This is a genomic window from Pseudomonas sp. GL-RE-29, assembly GCF_019947275.1.
GTDB lineage: Bacteria > Pseudomonadota > Gammaproteobacteria > Pseudomonadales > Pseudomonadaceae > Aquipseudomonas > Aquipseudomonas fluorescens_A.
Genome location: NZ_JAGYGD010000013.1, coordinates 97,946 through 118,038, shown reverse-complemented (window position 1 = coordinate 118,038; position 20,093 = coordinate 97,946). Strand labels below are relative to the sequence as shown.

The 20,093-nt window shown below is 57.8% G+C and carries 18 protein-coding genes and 1 pseudogene; 6 read left to right on the top strand and 13 right to left on the bottom strand.

The window, feature by feature from the left end; translation table 11 throughout:
- Positions 1–131 precede the first annotated feature (131 nt).
- Positions 132–421 (top strand): annotated as a pseudogene (locus tag KGB21_RS13250) (integrase); the annotation flags it as partial.
- 548 nt (positions 422–969) lie between these two features.
- Here KGB21_RS13250 and KGB21_RS13240 read toward each other — a convergent pair.
- Positions 970–2,322, bottom strand: coding sequence for an MFS transporter (locus tag KGB21_RS13240; protein WP_223505372.1), 1,353 nt, complete (start codon positions 2,320–2,322; stop codon positions 970–972).
- Positions 2,323–2,485: 163 nt separating this feature from the next.
- Entirely contained in the window at positions 2,486–3,391 is a 906-nt protein-coding gene (locus tag KGB21_RS13235) for a LysR family transcriptional regulator (protein WP_223505371.1), read from the bottom strand.
- A 131-nt stretch (positions 3,392–3,522) separates the two neighbouring features.
- Here KGB21_RS13235 and KGB21_RS13230 point away from each other — a divergent pair, with 131 nt between their 5' ends.
- From KGB21_RS13230 to KGB21_RS13215, 4 genes are all read left to right on the top strand, one after another.
- Positions 3,523–5,073 carry a UxaA family hydrolase gene (locus tag KGB21_RS13230; RefSeq protein ID WP_223505370.1) on the top strand — a complete coding sequence of 517 codons (1,551 nt, stop codon included), beginning with the start codon at positions 3,523–3,525 and terminating at the stop codon, positions 5,071–5,073.
- 24 nt (positions 5,074–5,097) lie between these two features.
- Complete coding sequence (locus KGB21_RS13225; RefSeq protein WP_223505369.1) at positions 5,098–6,009, top strand: dihydrodipicolinate synthase family protein; 912 nt, start codon at positions 5,098–5,100, stop codon at positions 6,007–6,009.
- A 56-nt stretch (positions 6,010–6,065) separates the two neighbouring features.
- Positions 6,066–7,643: an aldehyde dehydrogenase (NADP(+)) gene (locus KGB21_RS13220; RefSeq protein WP_223505368.1), complete on the top strand. Its 1,578-nt coding sequence runs from the start codon at positions 6,066–6,068 to the stop codon at positions 7,641–7,643.
- A gap of 494 nt (positions 7,644–8,137) precedes the next feature.
- Entirely contained in the window at positions 8,138–8,548 is a 411-nt protein-coding gene (locus tag KGB21_RS13215; RefSeq protein WP_317846724.1) for a DUF3742 domain-containing protein, read from the top strand.
- Positions 8,549–8,557: 9 nt separating this feature from the next.
- On the opposite strand, the gene KGB21_RS13210 is transcribed toward KGB21_RS13215, so the two are convergent.
- From KGB21_RS13210 to KGB21_RS13190, 5 genes are all read right to left on the bottom strand, one after another.
- A complete protein-coding gene (locus KGB21_RS13210) occupies positions 8,558–10,102 on the bottom strand; it encodes a conjugal transfer protein TraG N-terminal domain-containing protein (RefSeq protein ID WP_223505367.1) in 1,545 nt (514 codons plus the stop codon).
- 10 nt (positions 10,103–10,112) lie between these two features.
- The gene (locus tag KGB21_RS13205; protein ID WP_223505366.1) at positions 10,113–10,421 is read right to left on the bottom strand and encodes a hypothetical protein; all 309 of its coding nucleotides are present in this window, start codon (positions 10,419–10,421) and stop codon (positions 10,113–10,115) included.
- 3 nt (positions 10,422–10,424) lie between these two features.
- On the bottom strand, positions 10,425–11,807 hold the full coding sequence (locus KGB21_RS13200; protein WP_223505365.1) for an integrating conjugative element protein: 1,383 nt from the start codon (positions 11,805–11,807) through the stop codon (positions 10,425–10,427).
- The gene (locus KGB21_RS13195; RefSeq protein ID WP_223505364.1) at positions 11,804–12,760 is read right to left on the bottom strand and encodes a TIGR03756 family integrating conjugative element protein; all 957 of its coding nucleotides are present in this window, start codon (positions 12,758–12,760) and stop codon (positions 11,804–11,806) included. Before KGB21_RS13195 ends, KGB21_RS13200 begins: the two co-directional genes overlap by 4 nt.
- 105 nt (positions 12,761–12,865) lie before the next feature.
- Positions 12,866–13,120 carry a helix-turn-helix domain-containing protein gene (locus KGB21_RS13190; RefSeq protein WP_223505363.1) on the bottom strand — a complete coding sequence of 85 codons (255 nt, stop codon included), beginning with the start codon at positions 13,118–13,120 and terminating at the stop codon, positions 12,866–12,868.
- Between the two features lie 173 nt (positions 13,121–13,293).
- On the opposite strand from KGB21_RS13190, the gene KGB21_RS13185 reads away from it, so the two are divergent.
- Positions 13,294–13,551: a LasR-specific antiactivator QslA gene (locus KGB21_RS13185; protein WP_223505362.1), complete on the top strand. Its 258-nt coding sequence runs from the start codon at positions 13,294–13,296 to the stop codon at positions 13,549–13,551.
- A 39-nt stretch (positions 13,552–13,590) separates the two neighbouring features.
- Here the strand turns inward: KGB21_RS13185 and KGB21_RS13180 are convergent, their stop codons facing one another.
- From KGB21_RS13180 to KGB21_RS13155, 6 genes are read right to left on the bottom strand one after another with little or no spacing between them, the layout of a single operon-like run.
- Positions 13,591–16,344 carry a conjugative transfer ATPase gene (locus KGB21_RS13180; protein ID WP_223505361.1) on the bottom strand — a complete coding sequence of 918 codons (2,754 nt, stop codon included), beginning with the start codon at positions 16,342–16,344 and terminating at the stop codon, positions 13,591–13,593.
- Positions 16,344–16,760: a TIGR03751 family conjugal transfer lipoprotein gene (locus KGB21_RS13175; protein ID WP_223505360.1), complete on the bottom strand. Its 417-nt coding sequence runs from the start codon at positions 16,758–16,760 to the stop codon at positions 16,344–16,346. Before KGB21_RS13175 ends, KGB21_RS13180 begins: the two co-directional genes overlap by 1 nt.
- Positions 16,723–18,240: a TIGR03752 family integrating conjugative element protein gene (locus tag KGB21_RS13170; protein ID WP_223505359.1), complete on the bottom strand. Its 1,518-nt coding sequence runs from the start codon at positions 18,238–18,240 to the stop codon at positions 16,723–16,725. The genes KGB21_RS13175 and KGB21_RS13170 overlap by 38 nt, the downstream gene beginning before the upstream one ends.
- Positions 18,230–19,042 (bottom strand): TIGR03749 family integrating conjugative element protein, encoded by an 813-nt coding sequence (locus KGB21_RS13165; RefSeq protein WP_223505358.1) that lies wholly within the window; start codon positions 19,040–19,042, stop codon positions 18,230–18,232. The genes KGB21_RS13170 and KGB21_RS13165 overlap by 11 nt, the downstream gene beginning before the upstream one ends.
- Positions 19,039–19,680: a PFL_4703 family integrating conjugative element protein gene (locus KGB21_RS13160; RefSeq protein ID WP_223505357.1), complete on the bottom strand. Its 642-nt coding sequence runs from the start codon at positions 19,678–19,680 to the stop codon at positions 19,039–19,041. The genes KGB21_RS13165 and KGB21_RS13160 overlap by 4 nt, the downstream gene beginning before the upstream one ends.
- Positions 19,677–20,090, bottom strand: a complete 414-nt coding sequence (locus KGB21_RS13155; protein WP_223505356.1) for a TIGR03750 family conjugal transfer protein — start codon at positions 20,088–20,090, stop codon at positions 19,677–19,679. Before KGB21_RS13155 ends, KGB21_RS13160 begins: the two co-directional genes overlap by 4 nt.
- Positions 20,091–20,093: the final 3 nt, after the last annotated feature.

Here is a 20,093-nt window from a genome sequence, read left to right as displayed (position 1 = left end):
GTTCGTGAATAGCAACGAGATAAACCACAGCGTTAGACGATCTGAGTCTACTGAACGCCAGCCTTGTTTTTTTGGCCGGATCGACTGACAAACGGTTAAGATCGGGGCACATTTGCAGTACATAAATGACTAGCCGCAACCTACTTGCACCGGACGAACGCTACTTCTATTTTTTTCAGGGAATCGTCCACCCCGTATGGGACTTCCTCCATAAGCACGACCTCATGGGCTTCCACGAATTGGGGCGGCCCATGCATGCGAGCGCTATGAGCAAATCACCCATCATCCCGCCCCCATCAACGGTGGCCGTTGCTGCTAGCTCGACGCGCACCTTGACCAGGCGGCCTGAGCACAGATCAGCTACGAGCTGGGACACCGTCGTATCGACGTGGTGTCGGCTTACATTTGTGGGAGAGCATGAGCACAGCATTCGATATGGAGCTGTGCTTGGCGGGCGCCCTAACCGGGTCACATACCTCACGCCACCGCCACCGCCACCTGCGTCAGGCGAAGACTATCCAAGCAGCAATCGCTGAGCGCTGGCAACGCGAAAATCCATGGACTTAGCAGAGGAAGCATCTTGCGTGGTTTTTGAATCACCACCTAAACCAGCACACTGAATCGACGCGCTATTACTATTTGCCGACCATGCAATTACTCACTCATCGCTTAGAAAAATCCTGGCAGTTCACCCCTAGGCGAAGGTCAGCCACACATTCCTAAGTTCGCCGCCAATTGGCCGATTTTCAGTAGCAATTCCAGGGCGTTCTCATGGTGTATCGCTTCAGGTGTTGTTTCAGATAGCGCACACGTGAGCCCTCCGTAGCATCATTCGTTAATCGGGGAAAGCCGGACTGGGCTCTCACCCAGTCGGAACACGGGTTTTCCACGACTAACTTGCCAGTCATTTGTCAGATGTTGGGTGGCGCTCTCGACTGCTTCTTGCGTTGGGAGGTGATTTGAAATGTGTTACCGAGATTTTTCGAGCGCAGAGTGTGCGGGTATCACTTCAATCGCCGGTGTCTCATTGCTTGAACGCACTCGCAACGCGAGCGTCACACCTGCACCGATCAGTGCGATGATGGCAAGCCCCATCAGTCCTCCACTCACCGAGCCGGTATTCTGCTCAATGAGCCCAAATGTAACGGGAGCAACGAAACCACCCAGATTTCCGATCGCGCTGATCAGGCCGATCACTGCGGCGGCTATTCGTCTATCAAGGTATCCCTGTGGAATTGGCCAGAAAGACGATGCCGCTGCTTTAAATCCGATTGCCGCAAAGCACAGCGCAACGAATGCATACACCGGACCGCTAAATGTGGCAGCGAACAGGCCTGCGGCCGCGATCAGCAATGACAACGCTACCCAGAGATGCTGGTGTTTCCAGCGTTTGGCACCTACCGCGATGAGGTACATACCGATGACGGCCATGATCCACGGAATGGAGTTAAAGAAACCCACCTGCAGATCGTTGCTGACACCCATAGCTTTAATCATGCTCGGCAGCCAGAAGGTGACTGCATAGATGGTCATCTGGATCACGAAATAAACTAGGCAGAACATGGCAATCTTCGGATCCTTCAATAGTTTGAAGGCTGATGTGTGACCATGCTTGCCAGCACCGCGTTCTAGCTGCTCGTGATCAAGACTTCTGTACAGCGCCGCGCGTTCGGCGTCTGACATCCATTCGGCATCTTCGGGCTTGGACTTGAGCCAGTTCCACATGAAAAACGCCAGGAATACCGAAGCAGAGCCCTCGATCATGAACATCCATTGCCAGCCATGCAGACCCCATCCTTCAATGCGCAGCAGTGCGCCTGAAACCGGACCTGCGATGATCGAGGCAATCGCCGAACCACTCATGAAGATCACGACGGCGCGACCGCGCTCGTTGGCAGGCAACCATTGCGAGAGATAGAGAATGACACCGGGGAAGAAACCAGCTTCGGAGACACCGAGCAAAAAGCGCAGAATATAGAAGTGGGTTTCACTCTGGATGAAGGCCATTAGTGTGGCGACGAGCCCCCAGGAAAACAGGATTCGTGTGAGCCAAATACGCGCGCCCAGACGCTGAAGCAACATGTTGGCAGGTACTTCGAACACGCAGTAGCCAATGAAGAACATGCCGGCACCGACGCCATAAGCGGCAGCACCAATACCCAGATCGGTTTCAAGGTGGGTTTTGACAAATCCGATATTCACCCGATCGATGTAGTTGAGGACGTACATGATCAAGAAAAGGGGAATTACGTGTTTGAATACTTTTTTGGTCGCAGAAACCAAGTCGGGATCAGATCCGACCTTCGAAGATGTGTCATTCATGGCATCACCTAGTTGTTCTTATAAGATTTATACGTTCGAGATAACGAAGGCTTCGATCCTTGTGCTCCCTGCCAGGGCCATCGTGTATCACAGGAACAAACGATCTACTGATTGATCTTGAAAATCCAATTCATAATGGCGAATCGGTGATGCTGAAGTTGAATCACATAAGGGGGCGTCGTTGCTGGTACATGTGAAACGCGTCGGTTAATACCTCGCGCAGCCCTTCGGTAATGGGGTTGTGCGACGTTGTACGCCTGGCAAGGTGCAGCTGCGCGTGTGCATCGCCCAGGTCGAGTGGTTTGTAGACCACATCCTGGAAGTGTTCCCGAACGGCGGAAATGGGAACGATCGCCAAACCCATGGCCGCACTCACCAGATAGAGCATTGAGTCCGAGCGGTTGATGTACTGCACGTAGCGTGGCGCACAGGCGGCTGCCCTGAACGGCCCGGCGAGCATTTCGTACGAGTATCGGCCTTCAGAGGGCGAATACATAATGAAAGGCTGCTGATCCAGGTCCACAACCCGTACAAGGTCCTGTCCAGCCAGTGGATGTGATGCTGGAATGGCCAATACAAAAGATTCGGTCAATACACAGTCGCTTTGAACGTCGGGACGCTGACTGATAGGACGGATAAGTCCGAGGTCGATTTTGTTGGCGCTCAACGCTTCAAGCTGATCGATCGACTGCATTTCTTTCAGCACCAGATCGACATTGGGCAGTTTGGCTTTGGTTGCGCTGATCACCATCGGCAGGAAGCAACTGGCAGCTGGAATAAAACCCAGATTGACCGTCCCTTCTCCACCTGACGATGCTCGTCGGGCAGCAATTTCGGCCGTGGTGATCTTGCGCAAGATATCGTGCGCCTCTGGTAGAAAAGCACGCCCACTGGCGGTTAATCGTACCGACCGACGATTACGTTCGAACAATGTCACGCCTAGCGAATGTTCAAGCAGTTGAATCTGTCGCGTCAGTGGCGGCTGCGTCATGTTCAGCAAGGCTGCAGCCTTGGCAAAATGCAGTTCGGTGGCTACGGCGACGAAGCAACGAATTTGGGATATCTGCATGCTCATCTAATTATTGAATTACCGGATATCGTCTATGGAATGGACATATATCACAGCGCCTTTTACGGTTCTAGGCAAGACGGTCGCTGCTTCATTCAAGCGCCGCACCTTAACCGAAAGGATTAGCTGCCATGACTGTTCCATCATTACAAGAATCCACTCTCAGTCCTAATCTCATACTGCTCAATCCTATCGACAGCGTCGCCGTGGTGCGCAGTGCAATGGCGAAGGGGGAGCCGGTCTCCGACATTGTCATCGCGACCCAGGATGTTCCTGCCGGCCACAAAGTGGCTTTACGTGACATTGCCGAGGGCGCCGAGATCAGGAAGTACGGCCAGATCATCGGCTTTGCCGCGCAGCCGATTCGTGCTGGTGATCATGTCCATGAGCACAACCTCATGGTGGGCGATTTTGCCAAAGACTACGCCTTTTGTGAGGAACGCAAAATCACTGAACAGGTCTCTCTGCCTGCAACCTTTCAGGGGATCGTTCGTGACGATGGCAAGGTTGGAACGCGCAATTACATCGGCATTCTGACGACGGTGAACTGCAGTGCTCACGTTGCCAACATGGTGGCCCGGACTTTTGAGCGCAATCCGCTGACGGGGCACGATCCATTAGCGGAGTATCCAAATGTCGATGGGGTCGTTGCTCTGGTTCACAAGACTGGTTGCGGCATGAGTTCAGGCGAACCGTTGACCATTCTGCAACGAACCCTGGCTGGCTACGCCAATCATCCGAATTTCGCCAAGGTCATCGTGCTTGGCTTGGGCTGCGAGGTGAATCAGGTCAATCGTCTTATCGACAAGCATGATCTGAGCGCTAAGGCCGTCGGCCTGACCATTCAGAGCGAAGGGGGTAGCAACAAAGCAGCTCAGGCCGTGATTCGAGAAGTCACCGCTGCGCTAGCACAGGCGAACAAAGTCACCCGCAGTACCGTACCTGCCAGTGAGTTGACCATCGCGCTGATTTGCGGCGGATCTGACGGGTACTCTGGTATCTCTGCCAATCCAGCTCTTGGTGCTGCCAGTGACCTTTTGGTGCGCCACGGTGGCACTGTGATTCTCTCTGAAACACCGGAAACCTACGGTGCAGAGCATCTGCTGACTCGGCGTGCCGAGAGCCGTGATGTGGGCGAGAAACTCGTCCAGCGGATGAAGTGGTGGGATGCATACGCCCAGCGTGAAAACGTATCCCTCAATGCCAACCCGTCGCCCGGCAACAAGGCCGGTGGGCTGACAACCATTCTGGAAAAGTCGTTGGGTGCAATGACCAAAGCCGGCACGACCAATTTGCGTCAGGTCGTTGAATACGCCGAAGCAGCCACTGAGAAAGGCTTCGTCTTTATGGATGCGCCGGGCTACGACCCTGTGCAGGTCACCGGGCAAATCGCTGGCGGGGCCAACCTCATTACCTTCACGACAGGCCGCGGTAGCGTCTTCGGGGCCAAACCTGTGCCTTCAATCAAGCTTGCGACGAACACACCGCTTTACGAGCATATGCCCGAGGACATGGACATCAACTGCGGCACCATCATCGATGGTGAGGAAACGGTCGAGCAATGCGGTCAGCGCATTTTCGAAATGATGCTCAGCGTGGCCTCTGGAGATCGCACGCTGAGTGAAAAGATGGACTTTGGCCAATCTGAATTTGCGCCATGGATTCTGGGCGCTGTGATCTAAAACTTCAAAACAAGAGCTGCGTATATGAACACGACAGAAAAACAGAGCCGACTGCGCCGGGCCCTGGACGGCATCTCCGGAATCCTGGTCGCGCCTTATCAAAACGACGAACTGGCACCAGCATTGTTGCGGCCCATCATCGACAAGGCCATCAGCGCTGGAGTGCACGTTTTGGTTGCCAATGGAAACACGGGTGAATACTACGGGCTGACCACGGCTGAAACCGAGCGATTCGTCACCGAGGCGGCTGAGTTGATCGGCGGCCGAGTCCCGCTTTTGGGCGGGGTAGGGAGAAATATCAAAGAAGCCTGCAGCCTGGCAAAAGTCTCCGCATCAGCAGGGGCTGATGGCTTGATGGTGCATCAGCCGCCTGACCCGTTTGTCTCTCCCCGTGGCGTGCTGGAATATGTTTCGCGCATTGCCGACGCAGCCGATGGCTTGCCGTTGGTCCTGTACATGCGCAATGAAAATATAGGCTTGAAAACTCTTGAAGCGCTTTGCCGCATCCCTTCGGTGGTCGGGGTCAAGTGGGCGTCTGCTTCACCATTACTGTTGGGCGAGGCGATTAATACTACCCGTGATCTGGACATCGCGTGGGTCGGCGGCTTGGCAGAAACCTGGGCGCCGGCGTTTTATGCCGTCGGCGCGCGTGGCTTTACTTCCGGTTTGATCAACGTGTTTCCAGCGCATTCCGTTGCGGTCTACAACGCACTGGAAGCCGGGGATTATGCGCTGGCCAATGAGTTGATCCGCAAGATATCGGTGTTCGAAGAACTTCGTGCGCAAGAGAACAACGGGACCAACGTAACCGTGGTCAAGGCGGCGCTGCAACTGCTCGGTCATGACTGCGGAGCAACACGCCCCCCCTCTGCTTGGCCGCTGACCAAACCGGCTGAGTTTCGTCTCGTCGCATTCGTCGACACCGTCCGTTTGTAACATGCTTTTGATGGAGCTTTCAGAAGTGGGAGCTCCACGTCTCTGGAGTGGTAACCATGTCAATTTTGGGCCAAATGCTGATCGGATCTCGTCACAAGACTGGCACCAGCAAGCCGATTCAAGCAGTGAATCCGCGAACCAATGAACGCCTCGAACCAACGTTCGCTGGTGGAACCGCGGCCGATGTCGCCGAGGCTGCTCAATTGGCTTGGGCGGCGTTCGACACTTTTCGCAACACCGCTCCCGAAAAGCGAGCACGTTTTCTTGAGTCCTGTGCTGAGCAAATCCTAGCGCTGGGCGAAACACTTATCAAACGGGCCTCGCTGGAGTCTGGCCTGCCGTTGGTGCGTATAGAGGGTGAGCGTAATCGCACCGTCGCACAACTACGTCTTTTTGCAGAGGTCGTACGGGCCGGCGATTATCTCGACCTGCGCATCGATCAGGCACTCCCTGAACGTCAGCCACTTCCACGCCCTGATCTGCGCTACCGGATGATTCCACTGGGACCTGTGGCGGTGTTTGGAGCCAGTAACTTCCCGCTGGCATTCTCAGTCGCCGGTGGAGATACCGCTTCGGCTTTCGCTGCCGGTTGCCCGGTCGTGGTCAAAGCCCACTCTGCCCACCCGGGCACCTCTGCACTGGTGGGGCGAGCGATCCAGAAAGCGGTTGCTGCTTCAGAATTGCCGGAAGGCGTGTTCTCACTCTTGTTCGGCTCGGGTAACGAAGTGGGGGCCGAGTTGGTCAAGCATCCATTGATCAAAGCGGTGGGCTTCACCGGTTCTCGTAGTGGCGGCACAGCCCTCATGGAGATCGCCGCCAACCGGCCTGAGCCAATCCCGGTGTACGCCGAGATGAGTTCAATCAATCCCGTTTTTTTGATGCCGGGTGCATTGGCCGCTCGCGGCGATTCAATGGCTAGAAATCTGGTAGGCTCACTGACCATGGGTGCAGGGCAGTTTTGCACTAACCCCGGTTTGATTGTAGGCATTGAGGGCCCTGATCTCGACAGCTTCATTCAGGTCGCGGCGCAGGCCCTGGATGGCATTGCTGCCCAGACAATGCTGACGCCAGGGATTTATGCCGCTTACACCCAGAGTCTGATGGCTTTACAAGGTCATCCCGCTACACAGACTTTGGCACTCGGTCAGACCGAGCTTGGCCCCAACCAGTGTCGGGCCGCCGTCCTCAACGCGAGTGCGCAATCGTTTATTAATGATCACACACTGCGTGACGAAGTGTTTGGTGCGGCTGCACTGGTCGTTAGTTGCCGTGACGTACAGGACTTCGTCCGCGTTGCGGAAAGTCTCGAGGGGCAATTGACTGCAACGTTGCAGCTTGACCGGAGCGACTACGCTCAGGCGTCCCGGCTTCTTACGGTACTCGAGCGAAAAGCGGGCCGGATCCTTTGCAACGGTTATCCAACAGGCGTCGAAGTTTCTCATGCCATGGTACATGGCGGACCATTTCCGGCCACATCGGATGGGCGCTCGACTTCGGTCGGCGCGGCTGCGATCAACCGGTTCCTCCGGCCGGTCTGCTACCAGGATTTACCTGGCGAGTTGGTTCCTGAGGCGCTGCGTTCCGAAAATCCCCTTGGCTTTCGGCGTTTGATTAATGGTCGGGTAGACGGCTGAAAATACGTTAGCGTTCCTGATCGGGCCGGTGCATGTAAGGTTTTTACTAGCAATGCGAGAGTTCAAGATGACTCAGTTGCTTCTTACAATGGCGGCGTCGGAGCCAGTCGCTGCACGCCGGCTGAACTGAGCCCTGCGTAGATAATGAGTCGACATTACAGCGGGTAGGGAATTCGCCTCATAGAAGCTCCAGCCAACCAGGCACCATCTTGCCCTGAACAGTCGAAATGCATTCTTGGGAACGGTCAGACGCGCGATTGCATACGCACGGACGAAATAGACGGACATTTTGGGGGACCGCACAAAGGGCAAGACCTATCGCATACCAAAACGTTACTAGTCGTTTTACAGATCTTATGCCTGGCGGAATGCGATATACGGGTGCTGTGGTCAACGCGGCGCCCCTATCAAACCCCACGGTGCCGTCTGAGCAAACTGATAAACGGTCAGGCACGGGCCGTAATCAGTAGTAGGCTATTATTCTTGTCTCAACCATGAAACGCTCAGAAGAGGGCGAGATCATGCCGACTCAGCAAGTTGTTCAGACTTCACGTGCCCACCGCTGGGCATATGCCTGTGGTCTGTCGGTGAAGCGGGGTAACCGTATGTTGAAAACGTTTGAATCTCGCGTGGTTGAGCGTGCCGAGACGGCAGGACTGCCCGCAGGTAAATTACTTGTTCGGGGGAGTTTTTTAGTTATAAAGCTGGCAACAGCCACCGGACTCTTATTAGTTAGCATATGGTTCACAGTGTCGATGATGATCCTTATTGTCTTGTGTTGTGCCATCGCCAATGGAACGGCTATTAAACCTAAGGATGCTCGCCGGTACAAAGCATATGGTGATCCATATGGTGAATATAAGTATGGTCGAGCACCCGGTCAGCCTGATTTAAAAGACCTGTAGTCGAGTTCGTCACCGCTTCCTTAAGGCCTTTCCAGCAGATATCAGAGCTCCAGCGCCCCTTGCACCAGCGTCCTGCGCTTGAACTGCTCCTTTGCTAAGCATGCCGTCGGCAATTGAGCCAACGCTATATCCTGCCCAGCTCATTGCAGCCAAAAACAACATCGGAAGCACGACGAACATTGCCCCCATCACGTACTCGATCACCTGCGCGGTGACCGTGCCATCCATAAGTCCGGATGTGGGCAGCGACAACAGCAGCTGATTGGACGCCGAAACCTGGTTGTACAAGGTATCGAGCATGCTGGAGTCGACCCAGCGGGCCAGTTCCCACCAGAAACTCAGCATATGCAGTGTGAACAGTGCGAACGTCACCGTCATGACGGTCTTCAACTGGTAGGTACTGACCAACAGAATCAGCGGCAAGCTGATGATGACGCCCATGATCAGAAAAGCCTGCACCATCGGTAGGGCGGCGCGTAGCGCATTCATTGCGGGAAAATTACTGAAAGAACCGAGGGCCAATCCGGTATTGGTGGCCAGGTTATTGAGACGCTGATTGATCGAGCCGCCGCGGGCACTGGAGCCATAGTCCTGGTACACCTGCCCGGGCGACATGGACATCGATTGCTGGCGCGGGCTGACCAGCTCACGCAGGGTGGCATCCTCGATCTCGTTGCTCGAACGGCCAGTCAACCAACCTTTCAACTGAGTCAGCAGCGAAGGATCAACCTGCTCGATCAAGCGCTCGCGCAACCCGACACCGCTATCGCTCCACCACTGTTTGCAGGTGGGATAGCCCGCGCCATTCTCTAGCCGCGGTAAGGAAATATCGCGGCTTTCGTCATACGGCCAACTGACTCGTGGTGTACGTGAGCGATCCGTATCGTAGTAGCCGGGCGTCTCGAGAAAATAGCTTGAGCCGATCCAGGACGCGTCGTGACTTTGTGCCCTGTCCAACTGCGGACGGTTGGTGAACAGCCGGGAGCGGGAGTAGCCATAGCAGTCGCGGGTGAAGTCGGCGACTTCTTGCAGCAGTACCTGGCTGTCGATGCGCGAACTGTCGATCTCCATGCGCATCTGCCGGATATCCGGTGCACAGGGGATGGCAGCGGTGGCCGCAGCGGTCACCCCTTTACTCAAAGCATGCACCAGAAACCACCAGATCGGTACATTGGCGGAGAGTTCTCCGATGGTATTGAAGGTGGTCCCCCAGGCGGTTTCTGCTGGCTTAGCCACACTAATGCCGCAGCGCTGGCTCGCCACATCATCGAATGCCATTGACGTGAGACTCAGCGGAAAGACCGGCGCGCAGCCGAACAATACGACGATGTAGGCCAGCCACAGCCGGTTTTCAATCCGAGGTACCGAGAGCAGGCCCTTGTTGCCTTCATCCGCGCCTTGCTGACGGGCCGACAACCATTCTTGCAAAATGATTGCGCCAAAGGGCGCGGCGAACAGTCCAGTGTCGGACAGGACGCCCCAGAGGCCGTTGTTGATGATCCAGGCCAGCAGGGAGAGGTAAAACTCCAGGTAGCTGTTGGTGCTCATGAGCATGACGGTGACCTCACAGTCGGGTGAGTTCGACGCAGGTAAAAAGCACGAGCCCTAATGCCCCGATGCGCCTCACGCGCAGTCGATCCTGTGGACGATGTCGGTAGCGCCGAAGCAGATCCCACCAGAGCGCAAAGAGGGCGCCGTAGAGCAGGGCACGCCACCACCGCAGATAGGGCCGTACGGAATCGAATGCCTGCTGCCAGGACTCTAGGCTACCCAGCGCAGTGCGGCCGATCCAGGCGACCAGTGCGGCGGTCAGGACCATCGCCGCAGCAATTCCCAGACTCGAAAGCAAAGTGAGTAGTGGTGAGCGTTTCATGGCTCACTTACGCCGGGCGTCAGCGTCATTGAGTCGACCAGGCTCGGGGTCGCCTTGCTCGACGGTACGCGAAGCATCGGCACCACCGGCATGCCGATCGAGCACCAGGCTGGCGGTGTTGGTGGCCAACATCTGCCGGACCTGCAGTTCGGTCTGCAGCAGGCGTATTTCGCGCTCCAGAGCGTCGATGTTTTTCGTCAAGGCAGTTTGGGCCGGCTCGGCGGAGGCGATGTTCGGTTCGTGACTGCCCGCCAGCAGGGTGCGCAGTAGCAGCAGTGCCTTGTCGAGTACGCTGGACAAGGCCGTCTCACTGGCCAGGCGGCGTGCCAACAGATCCTGGTCGGGATCTTCGCGCAGAGCTTCAACCACACCCCGGGTCACCGGCAGCATTGAGCTGGACGCTTTAGTCAGATTGTCAGGGGTAGGCGGCAGTGAGCGAGACAACAACCCTTGGAGGGCCTTGAGGCGTTCGCTGTAGGCCTCCTGGATCAGCGGCGTCAATCCGCTGCCAGCGGTAGCACGAAGGGTTTCGCAGCTGTCGCAGGTCGCGACTTCGCTCTCGCCCAACACGCGAATGGCCCATTCGGATTCCTCCTGGGGCGAGGTCCAGGTCTGGCAAATAGCGCCACCTAGGCAATCACTGCTACTGATCGAGGCACTGTCATCCACCGAACGGTTATGCAGCAGGTTATAGCCCGCGCGCACAACGTCGGAAGTCACCCGAATGGGTGTCTGCCCGCTGCCTCCAGCCTTCGAACCGCCGACCCAGGACACCCCATTGTTGCCGTTACGGGCCTCGGTGTTTTTCACCGCAGCCACTGCATCACCGCCGGTTTGCTCCAGATAGCCCTGCATCTCCTGGTTCTTGGCCAGCGCGCCCCAACCGGCTTGACCGACCTTGTCCGCCATCTTTTCGGCCATGGCCTGGCAGGTCAGCTTGGAGCGGTCGAAGTCGATACGACCTTGCATCACGCCGTTACTGAGCAACTCATAGAGACCAGGGTTGGCGCGCTGGATGATCAACGCCGGCAGTGACATCACCGCTTGGGTCGCGTTCTGCACGATGCTGCCCATGATCTGCTGGAAACCTTCGGTGACGCCGTTCAACTGGTTCTGCAGGGTATTGGTGAGGCTCATGTTTCCGCACATCATGTTTGCTCGCCAGGACCCGCCGACCCCGAGACCGCTGGGTCGGTAGAGCGAGCTCGGTGAGCCCACTGCCGAGCCGCCACCGATGGTGTACATCACTCGGTCGTCGAGCACTTCGCCTTGAGTGCCCAGACGGTAATTGTCCTCGGCGGCATGGACATGCGTGGCCATGGCGAGCAGTCCACAGAGCAACAGACTCATAGTGCCCAACCAGGGTCGCGCGAGAAGCCGACTCATGACGCACCTCTTTCAAAGTCGATGCTGAACAGGAAGGTCTGTCCCTCACGTTTGCAGCAACTATAGGGACGCCACAGCGACCAGGCGTAGCCACCATCCGCGCTCTGTACCGGATCGCTGGGGAAGATGGCGCACGTGGGCTGCACCTGGGGGTAGAGCAATTGCCATTTGTGGGTCGAAGCGTCGTTTTCAACGATCGGACCCGGCGGCCAGTAGCCGTCGCGTTTGGCGGGTGTGAGTGGTAAGTACACATGCGGCTGCCAGTTGCGGGTAATCACATCGCCGGCCCGTTGCGCCATGACTGCGGCCGCCTTGAAATCGTCGGGCTGTACCAGAAAGCCCTGCCGGGGATAAACGTTGCCCCACATGTTTCCCGAAGCCTGACGTCCGATTTCACGGATCCCCGGCATGAGCGACTCGGGGTAAAGACTTTCCGGGATGCCATGACGCCACGCCAGCGAGTCCAGGGTGCTCAGGTAGTAGGGCATGAACGCAGCAGCACCGCTGGCGCAGGCATAGCCGGATTGCGAAGCCAGTTGCGTGGCAGCCCAGCCACCGGGGTGGCCGATGCCATCGACGTTCTTGAAACGGGGTAGATTGTCGCGATGAGTGTTCGGCGTGATCAGGTTACCGCCACCTTCCGCACCACTGATGGGAGCGGAGAGGGTGGTCATCTCGGTCCAGGGGTTATTGCCGGTGGTGGCGTAGCTCGAGACCACCAGCTCAGGAATGAAATGACGAACCTTGGTCGAGGTTTTGACTGTGCAGCCGAAGGGCGTGCAGAGCAGCCAGAAACAAATGCCGACGACCTTGTATGCGAGGCAATTTTGAGAAAGCACAGAGGCGGTGATGCTGCCGGTATCCAGCGCCATGCTTGGGCCGCACGCCAGCAGGACGCTCAGCGCCAAAGGCCGTAGCTTTGTGGGCGGGATATACGAGCAGTCAACAGGCATGATCCAGGCTCTCGGTGTATGGCCTGGGCAGGTTCGGTTAGGGACTGAAGACTGTCAGTGGAAATTATGAAGGCGGATCTATCGGGTTTGTGAGATGTGAGACTATTATTTGACGGGAACGGAGCTGCGCAGGATGTCGGGGTCCACAAGTAACTGATCTGCGGTAATTTCGAAAATATTGGCAAGCTTGCACAGGACCAACAGCGATGGATTGCCCGTGCATCGTTCGATTTGACTGACGTAGGTGCGATCCACCTCGGCCATGAGCGCCAGTTGCTCTTGGGTCAGGTTTTTCACGCGTCGCATCCAGCGTATGTTTTCCGCCAGTTGCAGACGAATCTGTTCGTAGTCTTGAGTCATGCGCGCAAACTGCGCCTTGAGGGACTCTCAATCCACGGGATATAGTCTACATTGGTACTGATTTAGGCCATTTGATGTTCATGCCTGTTATTGAGCGTTCATTTGGTGTCGTTAGGATTTTCGAGGCTGGACTCTGCGTCTAACAATAAATAAATCAGAAATCTAGGGTGGGTATGGACGAAAACTACATTTCAATTCCTGCGGCGGATGGTTGCCCAAGTCTTCTGACACCTTGGGGCAACGAATTTGCCCCAATGATTGAACGTGGCGTGCAATGTGCCCAAGCTTGGCTTGATACGCCGGGTGAGATTCCACTGTGGTGGGAGCTGGCGCAAACCCGCAAGACCTTCCCTGTCGGTGACTGCCAGGATGCCTTTGAAGCCGGATTCTTGTTGAGGATTCAGCAACGGCTCCGGGGCGTAGCGCAATAACTGGTCACTCGCTTTAGGGCGCGAGGCCTGAATATTCTCCTATGCTGGTTCTATTCCTCGCGCTCTATCGATTCGTTCAGCTACGCGATAAGCCGCTTCCAACTCTGAGCAGCCATTCTCTTGCATCAGTGTCCAACGCTCGGCCTTTTCCTCGGGCTCCGTCATGGCCAGGGCGAGGTAAAGGCTGGGCGGCACGGCTCGAAACAGCGTTTCGAGCTTCTTCGACAGCACGACCCCCTCGGTATATTTGCCCGGCTCCTTACTGGCGGAGAGCAACAAGGCTTTCTGTGCCGGCGTGAGTTTCTTGAAGCGAGCGATTTCTTCGATTTCCGCGGGCGGCATGTTCAAACAAATCCACCATTCGATCATGTTGAGCATGGTCTGCGCGGCCGTGGGGAAGTCGGCAAGGTTCTGTGTGGCGAGCCAGAACCAAGCGCCGAGCTTTCGCCACATCTTCGTGCCCTTGACCACGAATGGCGCCAGCAGCGGGTTCTTGGTGATGATATGACCCTCGTCGGTGACCATGATGATCGGCCGACCCAAATACTGATCGCGCTCGGCGAGGTTGTTCACGGTGTTCATCAGGCTGATGTAGCTGATGGACATCTGTGCCTCGTAGCCTTCGCGAGCGTAAGTGGCCAGATCGACAATGGTCACATCGCTTTCGGGCCAGGGCGTACCTTCGCGATCGAACAGTTCGCCCTCGAAGCCTTGGCAGAACAAGTCCATGGACTCGCCCATTTCCTGGGCGCGCTCGCGGCGTTTCTCCGGCAAGTGCGGGTCGGCGGCGACGCGCAGCAAGGCGTCGCGCACGTCGCAGGTCAGTACCTGGCGGTCGGCGGCGATGCAGGTTTGTGCTGCATCGAGAATGCACTCGCGGATCAAGCTGCGATCGGCTCGACTCAGTCGCGCCTCTTCCTTGGCCTCGCCGCCGGTGATCATCAGGCGGGCGGTGATTTCCAGTTCGCCGAGAACATCGCGCTGGTCTTCGCGACTGGTTACCACCTCATCGTCCAGCTCATCGATAGACAGACTCGCTACCTGATCCGGCTGCTCGACCAGGCGCCAAGCGTCGGCGAACGGTGCGAGGCTGACCGAGGCGCCAGGTTTCAATTGGACCTTGTTGACCGAGAGACCTCGCGTCGCGAAGTAGTCGCCCTGCAAGCCGAATGAGTTGCCGGCCTCGACGATAAACAGGCGAGGGCGGTATACGGCCATGACCTGCATCAGTAGGGTGACTAGGGTGGCCGACTTGCCGGCACCGGTGGGGCCGAACAACAGCAGATGGCCGTTCATGGCCCGGTCCAGGCGTGATAACGGATCGAAACTTAACGGCGAGCCGCCCCGATTGAACAGGGTGATACCCGGGTGGCCGGTGCCGGTGCTGCGGCCCCAGACTGGAACGAGGTTCGCTAGGTGCTGGGCGAACATCAGGCGGGTGTACCAGTTGCGCGTGTCGCGGGCCGGGTTGTAAGCCATTGGTAACCAACGCAGGTAACTGTTGCAGGCGGCGACTTCATCGCCTTCGCGTACCGGTTGTAGGCCCGCACCCAGCAGCGCGTTGGCCAGGCTGACGGAGCGCTGGTGCAGTTGCTGTTCATCATGACCGCGTACGTAAAACGCCAGGGTGCCGCGGTATAGCTTGTGGTGGCGACCGATGATCGCACGAGCCTCTTCAACATCCTGACGAGTCTGGGTCGAGGCCAGGTTTTCACCGATGGCTTTTCGGGACAGGCGGTTCAACTGATCCTCGAGTACATCCTGTGGTTTGACCACTAAAGTCAGACTCATCACCGTACCTTCGGGTAACTGGTCGAACAGGGCATTCACCGCGTCGCCTTTGCGGGTTTCGCCAGTGAGTTGACCAATCAAGGGCGCTCGGCGCAGCTTGTCCACTACCATCACCCGGTGGGGCTGATCATCGAAATACCAGAGTCCGCGCTGCACATCCGAGCGCGGCTCATTGAAAAATAGCCGCTCGGCGAAGTCATGGTCGAAGGGCAGTTCCAGCGACTCACCGTCGCCCGACTCCGGATTGGCCACGCGGCGGTAGAAATCCTCGGGCTCCTCATCGGTGAGCGTGGGTGCCGGATTGAACCAGGGCACTAACCAGGCATACAGACCTCGGCCATCGACTCGCGTTGTTTGCACCCCGCATGCCTGCAACGAAGCAGCAATACGTTCGCAAGCCTGATGCAGGGATTGCACCGGGTTGAGTCCTGTCTCCTCAGCGTCAGACTCAAGCCAGCGATAGACCACCAGTCGCACCCGACGGTTATTGCCGCGCCAGGGCAGGCGCGTCACCACCTTATCCTCAAACAGACCACCGGGCTTGGCGATGGCCTGCAGATGCCGGCGGCTGAGCTCTAAATACGCCTCGGTGAAGACCGTGGCTCGTGCGCTGTCCTGGATATAATCGGTGAGCCGGGTCAGGTAGGGGGTGAAGTCGTTGTCGTCCTGACAGAAAAACTGCGCCACCCACGGCGCTTGGTCCAGCTCGTCAAAGCTATCCTGCAGGGCATCCTCGAGGGCATCGCGGGCGGTCATCAACCAATCGGGTTCGCGACCTTCAGTGCCAATGGGCAGCAACTCGAACACGGCACCCACCGAGCGGTTGTCATCCAGTAGAAAACACTGCTCGGTGTCGAGGTATTCGACCCATGGCAGGTGATCGGTGAAGCTGGGGTTATGCGCATAGAGTGCAGCTTCATCGGCCAAGGTGGCGCGAGGGCGCAATGGGTGGCGCCAGGCTTTCCATGCAGAAGTGCGGTTGCCCGCATCGCTGGTACGCACTACAAGTCTTCCTGACGTTCACCGGGTAATGCGTACTGCACCCGTTGGTAGAATGGAAAGACGGTCGAGTAACCCGGAACCGGTGCCTGCTCGGTACCACTCAAATGCGGGTACACGTACAGCACCAGATCGGGATTGGGCAGGCGCGGGAGCAGGTTGCGGATCTCGTTCGCCGCTGTGCGCGTGTACGGTTCCTGGAGAGCCGCGGAGACATCTGCCTGAGCCAGCGGGCGGCGTAACTGCTGTCGAGCCTCCAGCAGTTGCTGCTGAGTGCCTTGCGAACCGGCGCCGTTCCAGATGTCCAGCATGGTTTGCTCGCCATGGGGCAGCAGCGTGTCCTTGTCGGTGGAACACCCCGCCAGGACCCAGCAGAACACGCTAATCCAGGTCAGGCAGAGAGGCAGGGTCTTTTTCATGGCGAACGCTCCGGCCCTTGGGCTCGTAGTCGATGGTGATCTCATGGTCGAGGTGCAACGCAACCTGCGCGGCCGGTGGTACGTACACGGCAGCAAAGGCTTCGCCATACAGCTTGTTGATCCACTCGCGGATGTCGCTGACCCCACCACTGAGAATTGAATTCAGCGCGCTGTTGCCCGTGCTGTTGGTAACCCCGAAGGCACTGCCGCCCGAACTGATCACGCTGCTGTTGTTCTGCTCATCCCCAAGCAGAGCAGCGACACCGGCACCGGCCGCAGTGATCAGACTCTGGCTGCCGAGGTACTGCTGGGCGTTCGAGTGGCGCTCACCGGCAATGCACGGAATGCCATACGGATCGGACAGGTAACCGAGTCCGCCACGAATCTTGTCGGTGTTCGAACTCTGGGTGGTGGAGGCAGTGCGGTTGGCTACCGCCTTCGGCTGAGGCACCGTGCGGATGGTGCCATCGGTAAACACAAAGGTGATCGACTCGACCTGTCCGCGTACGCAAGACAGGGTCCAGTCACCGGAGGCTGTGCCGCTCATCACGGCCCCTGCGACGTCCGGCAGGTCGATGCCGTTGGCAGTCAGGTTCTCCGGACCGACCAGCACCTTAAAGGGATAGGGATCATTCACTGTGCCGTCCACCGGGACTCGGCCGATCAGCGCGGTCATGGCGATCGAGCCCATCAATGTCGCGTTTTCGGGAATGGTGTAGACCGGCTTCGCGCCTTCGGTATGATCAGCGGATCGTGTCAGGTCACGCTCACCCTTGGTGACTGTACGTAGCTGTTTCTGGCTGCGATCAATAGCGTTATCTTTCAAGCCCTCCAGTGAGTTGAAAGCGGTAGGCAGACTCAATGCGGGGGATGTCTTGGTTTTGCCTCGGGCGTCGGTGGACGGAGCATCCGAGGGTTCAATCCACTGCAGCGCATCATTGGCAGAATGCCGCCCGTCGAACTGAGCGCCGTCGCCGGGCTCAAGCCCCAATCCGATTGGCATGTCCCTGCCTTTGCCGGTTAGCCCCGACAACTGTTCCTGCAATTGCGTCAGCAGCCCGCGAGCCTGACGACTATCTTGTTCCGCTTTGAGCCGTGCTTCGTTGGCTTGGCGACGGCCCTCGTCGACCTGCTGGGTCACGCTGCCAAGCGCGGTCTGGATGCGCGAATCAACACTGTTTTCTCGCTCGCGCAGGTGATTGTTTTCCGTCTGCAGCGAATCATTGTTTTTTTTCAAACCGAGCATGTCGCTGCGCATGGCTTTCACCTGGCCGACCAGAGTGGCGACCGTGTCGCGTGGGGTATCGCCCGCAATGCCGAGCGACTTGGCTTGCTCGGCAGATAACTGAAGGTTGCCCTGATCAACCGGACTCTCTGGAGCGCGCGTGCTGCCACCCGCGACCCAGGTTTTCAGGATGATCAACACCACGGCCAGGAGCGCAGCCGGTACCAGCCATTTGAGCAAGGCGTTAGCTTTCATCGTCAGCCCCTCGCGCAACGGGAGGGAGCAGCACGGCTTGCTCGAGGCCGGCACCGCGGGTGACGAGGTAGGCAATCGTGGTGTCTTCAGCACTGCCGACAGGCCCGAGGAACGCATGCTGGAAGGCCGCGGCGAACAGCTTGGCCTGAAGCCGACGTGGATCGAGTTGCACCGTTGCTGAACCACGGTTGCGCAACTTCACCGCCGTCACCCAGTAATCATCGAGTTGCCAGGCGGCGATAGGGATGCTGGACACGTTTTCGGTCGGCAGCAGGGGCGGTAGTCCGGTGCGCGGCTTGAGCGGTACGCGGTGTACGCCGGGCAGGGACTCCACGGTGCGCAGCGGCGCGTACAGGCTCTGTGCGGCATAGCGCGTCAAAGCGACCGGAATCGGCGTGCGTTCTGGAACAGGGACAGTGCTAGATTCAGCCTCGGTAGATTGCACCTGAGCATTCTTGAGAATACGCACGGGCTCCAGAGGTTGATCGCCGGGCGTGGCTGCGATATCCAGGAGGATAATCTCGCCCGTTGCGACCGATTGCAGTTGCAGTCGGGTCGGTGCAATGGCTTCCGACGCTCGCAGGTACAGCGTGCCGCCGGTTGATTGAATGCGCAGCTTGCCCGTCAGGGTTGAGGGCACGCCGACTCGAACATCCTCATCAACAAAGACTACCCGCTCCTGATTGATCACCAGTGAGACCGCGAGGGGGAGGCGTTCCCAGTGCATCAATTCGACGGCCTGCGCAGCAGCTCCGCATAGCATCAGTGCGACGGTAAGTCCCAGGGTAGACATCCGCTTCATGGTTCACCTCCAGGCAGGGAGATTTTTTGAGGAGTGCCTTGGTAGCAGTCCAGCGCCAGCCCCCACTTGTTGCGCTCGGGGTCCAGGTCAAAACGCACCACGCGCAATGGATAGCGCACCACCACCCGTTTCACCGGTTCAGCGGCGTAATATTCATCGGCGTTGAGGTCGAGCTTGACCAGCCAGCTGTCACGGTCGAGTTGCTTGACCCTAAGGTCCGGATCTTCGCTGTAGCCTCGGCCCAGAATTTCGTAGACACCACGCACTCGCTGCCGCAGTTCGCCGGCAGCCTTGCGGTACTCGTAGTCGCCATCGAGGAAGGCCTTGCACGCGGGTGTCAGGTAGGACTGCAAGCCATAGATGGCGCGGCGATAGTCCTGCTCGCCATCTGAAGGCCAGCGATTGAGCTGACCAAAGATATAAAGGGCAAAGGCATAGACATTCTCTGACGGAATATCCCACCATTTGCGCGTGCTACCCGAACGCAGATCCGGGGGAACATGCACGGTCAGGTCGGTAGGTGCCGAGCGCCAGCCATACCAGAGTCCGGCACAGAGTAGGGCGAGGATCACTACCGCCAGACGCAGGCTGAAGATATGGGCCTGTTGGGCATCGACCTTGTTTCGAAATCGGCTCATGACTGCCACCGGGACAGCGCAGGGCGCAGTCGATACGAACGGCGGACCGTCCAAGCGCCGGAGTGGAGGATCAAAACTCCGCGACCCAGGCGCCAACGGCTTGCCAGTACCCATTCGAGTTTACGGTACAACCAGGTCTCAGGGCGGGTTCGTTTGGCCCGACGCAGTAGTGTGCCACCGGCAAATAGCACCACCGTCATGCCTGCGATAATGCTGGTCGGCGCTACGGCAATGGAGGCGGTGGCGATCGCCAGAGGAACGCCCAACAGCAGGCCAATGCCGGCGCCGATGCCGAGCGCGACCCACATCTCATTATTGGTCAAACCGCGCAATACGGCGGGATCACGATTGAGTCGCTCTGGGAGAAAGACCAGGGTGCCGTCAGCAAGGCGTTCGATCGCATCGTTCATGTC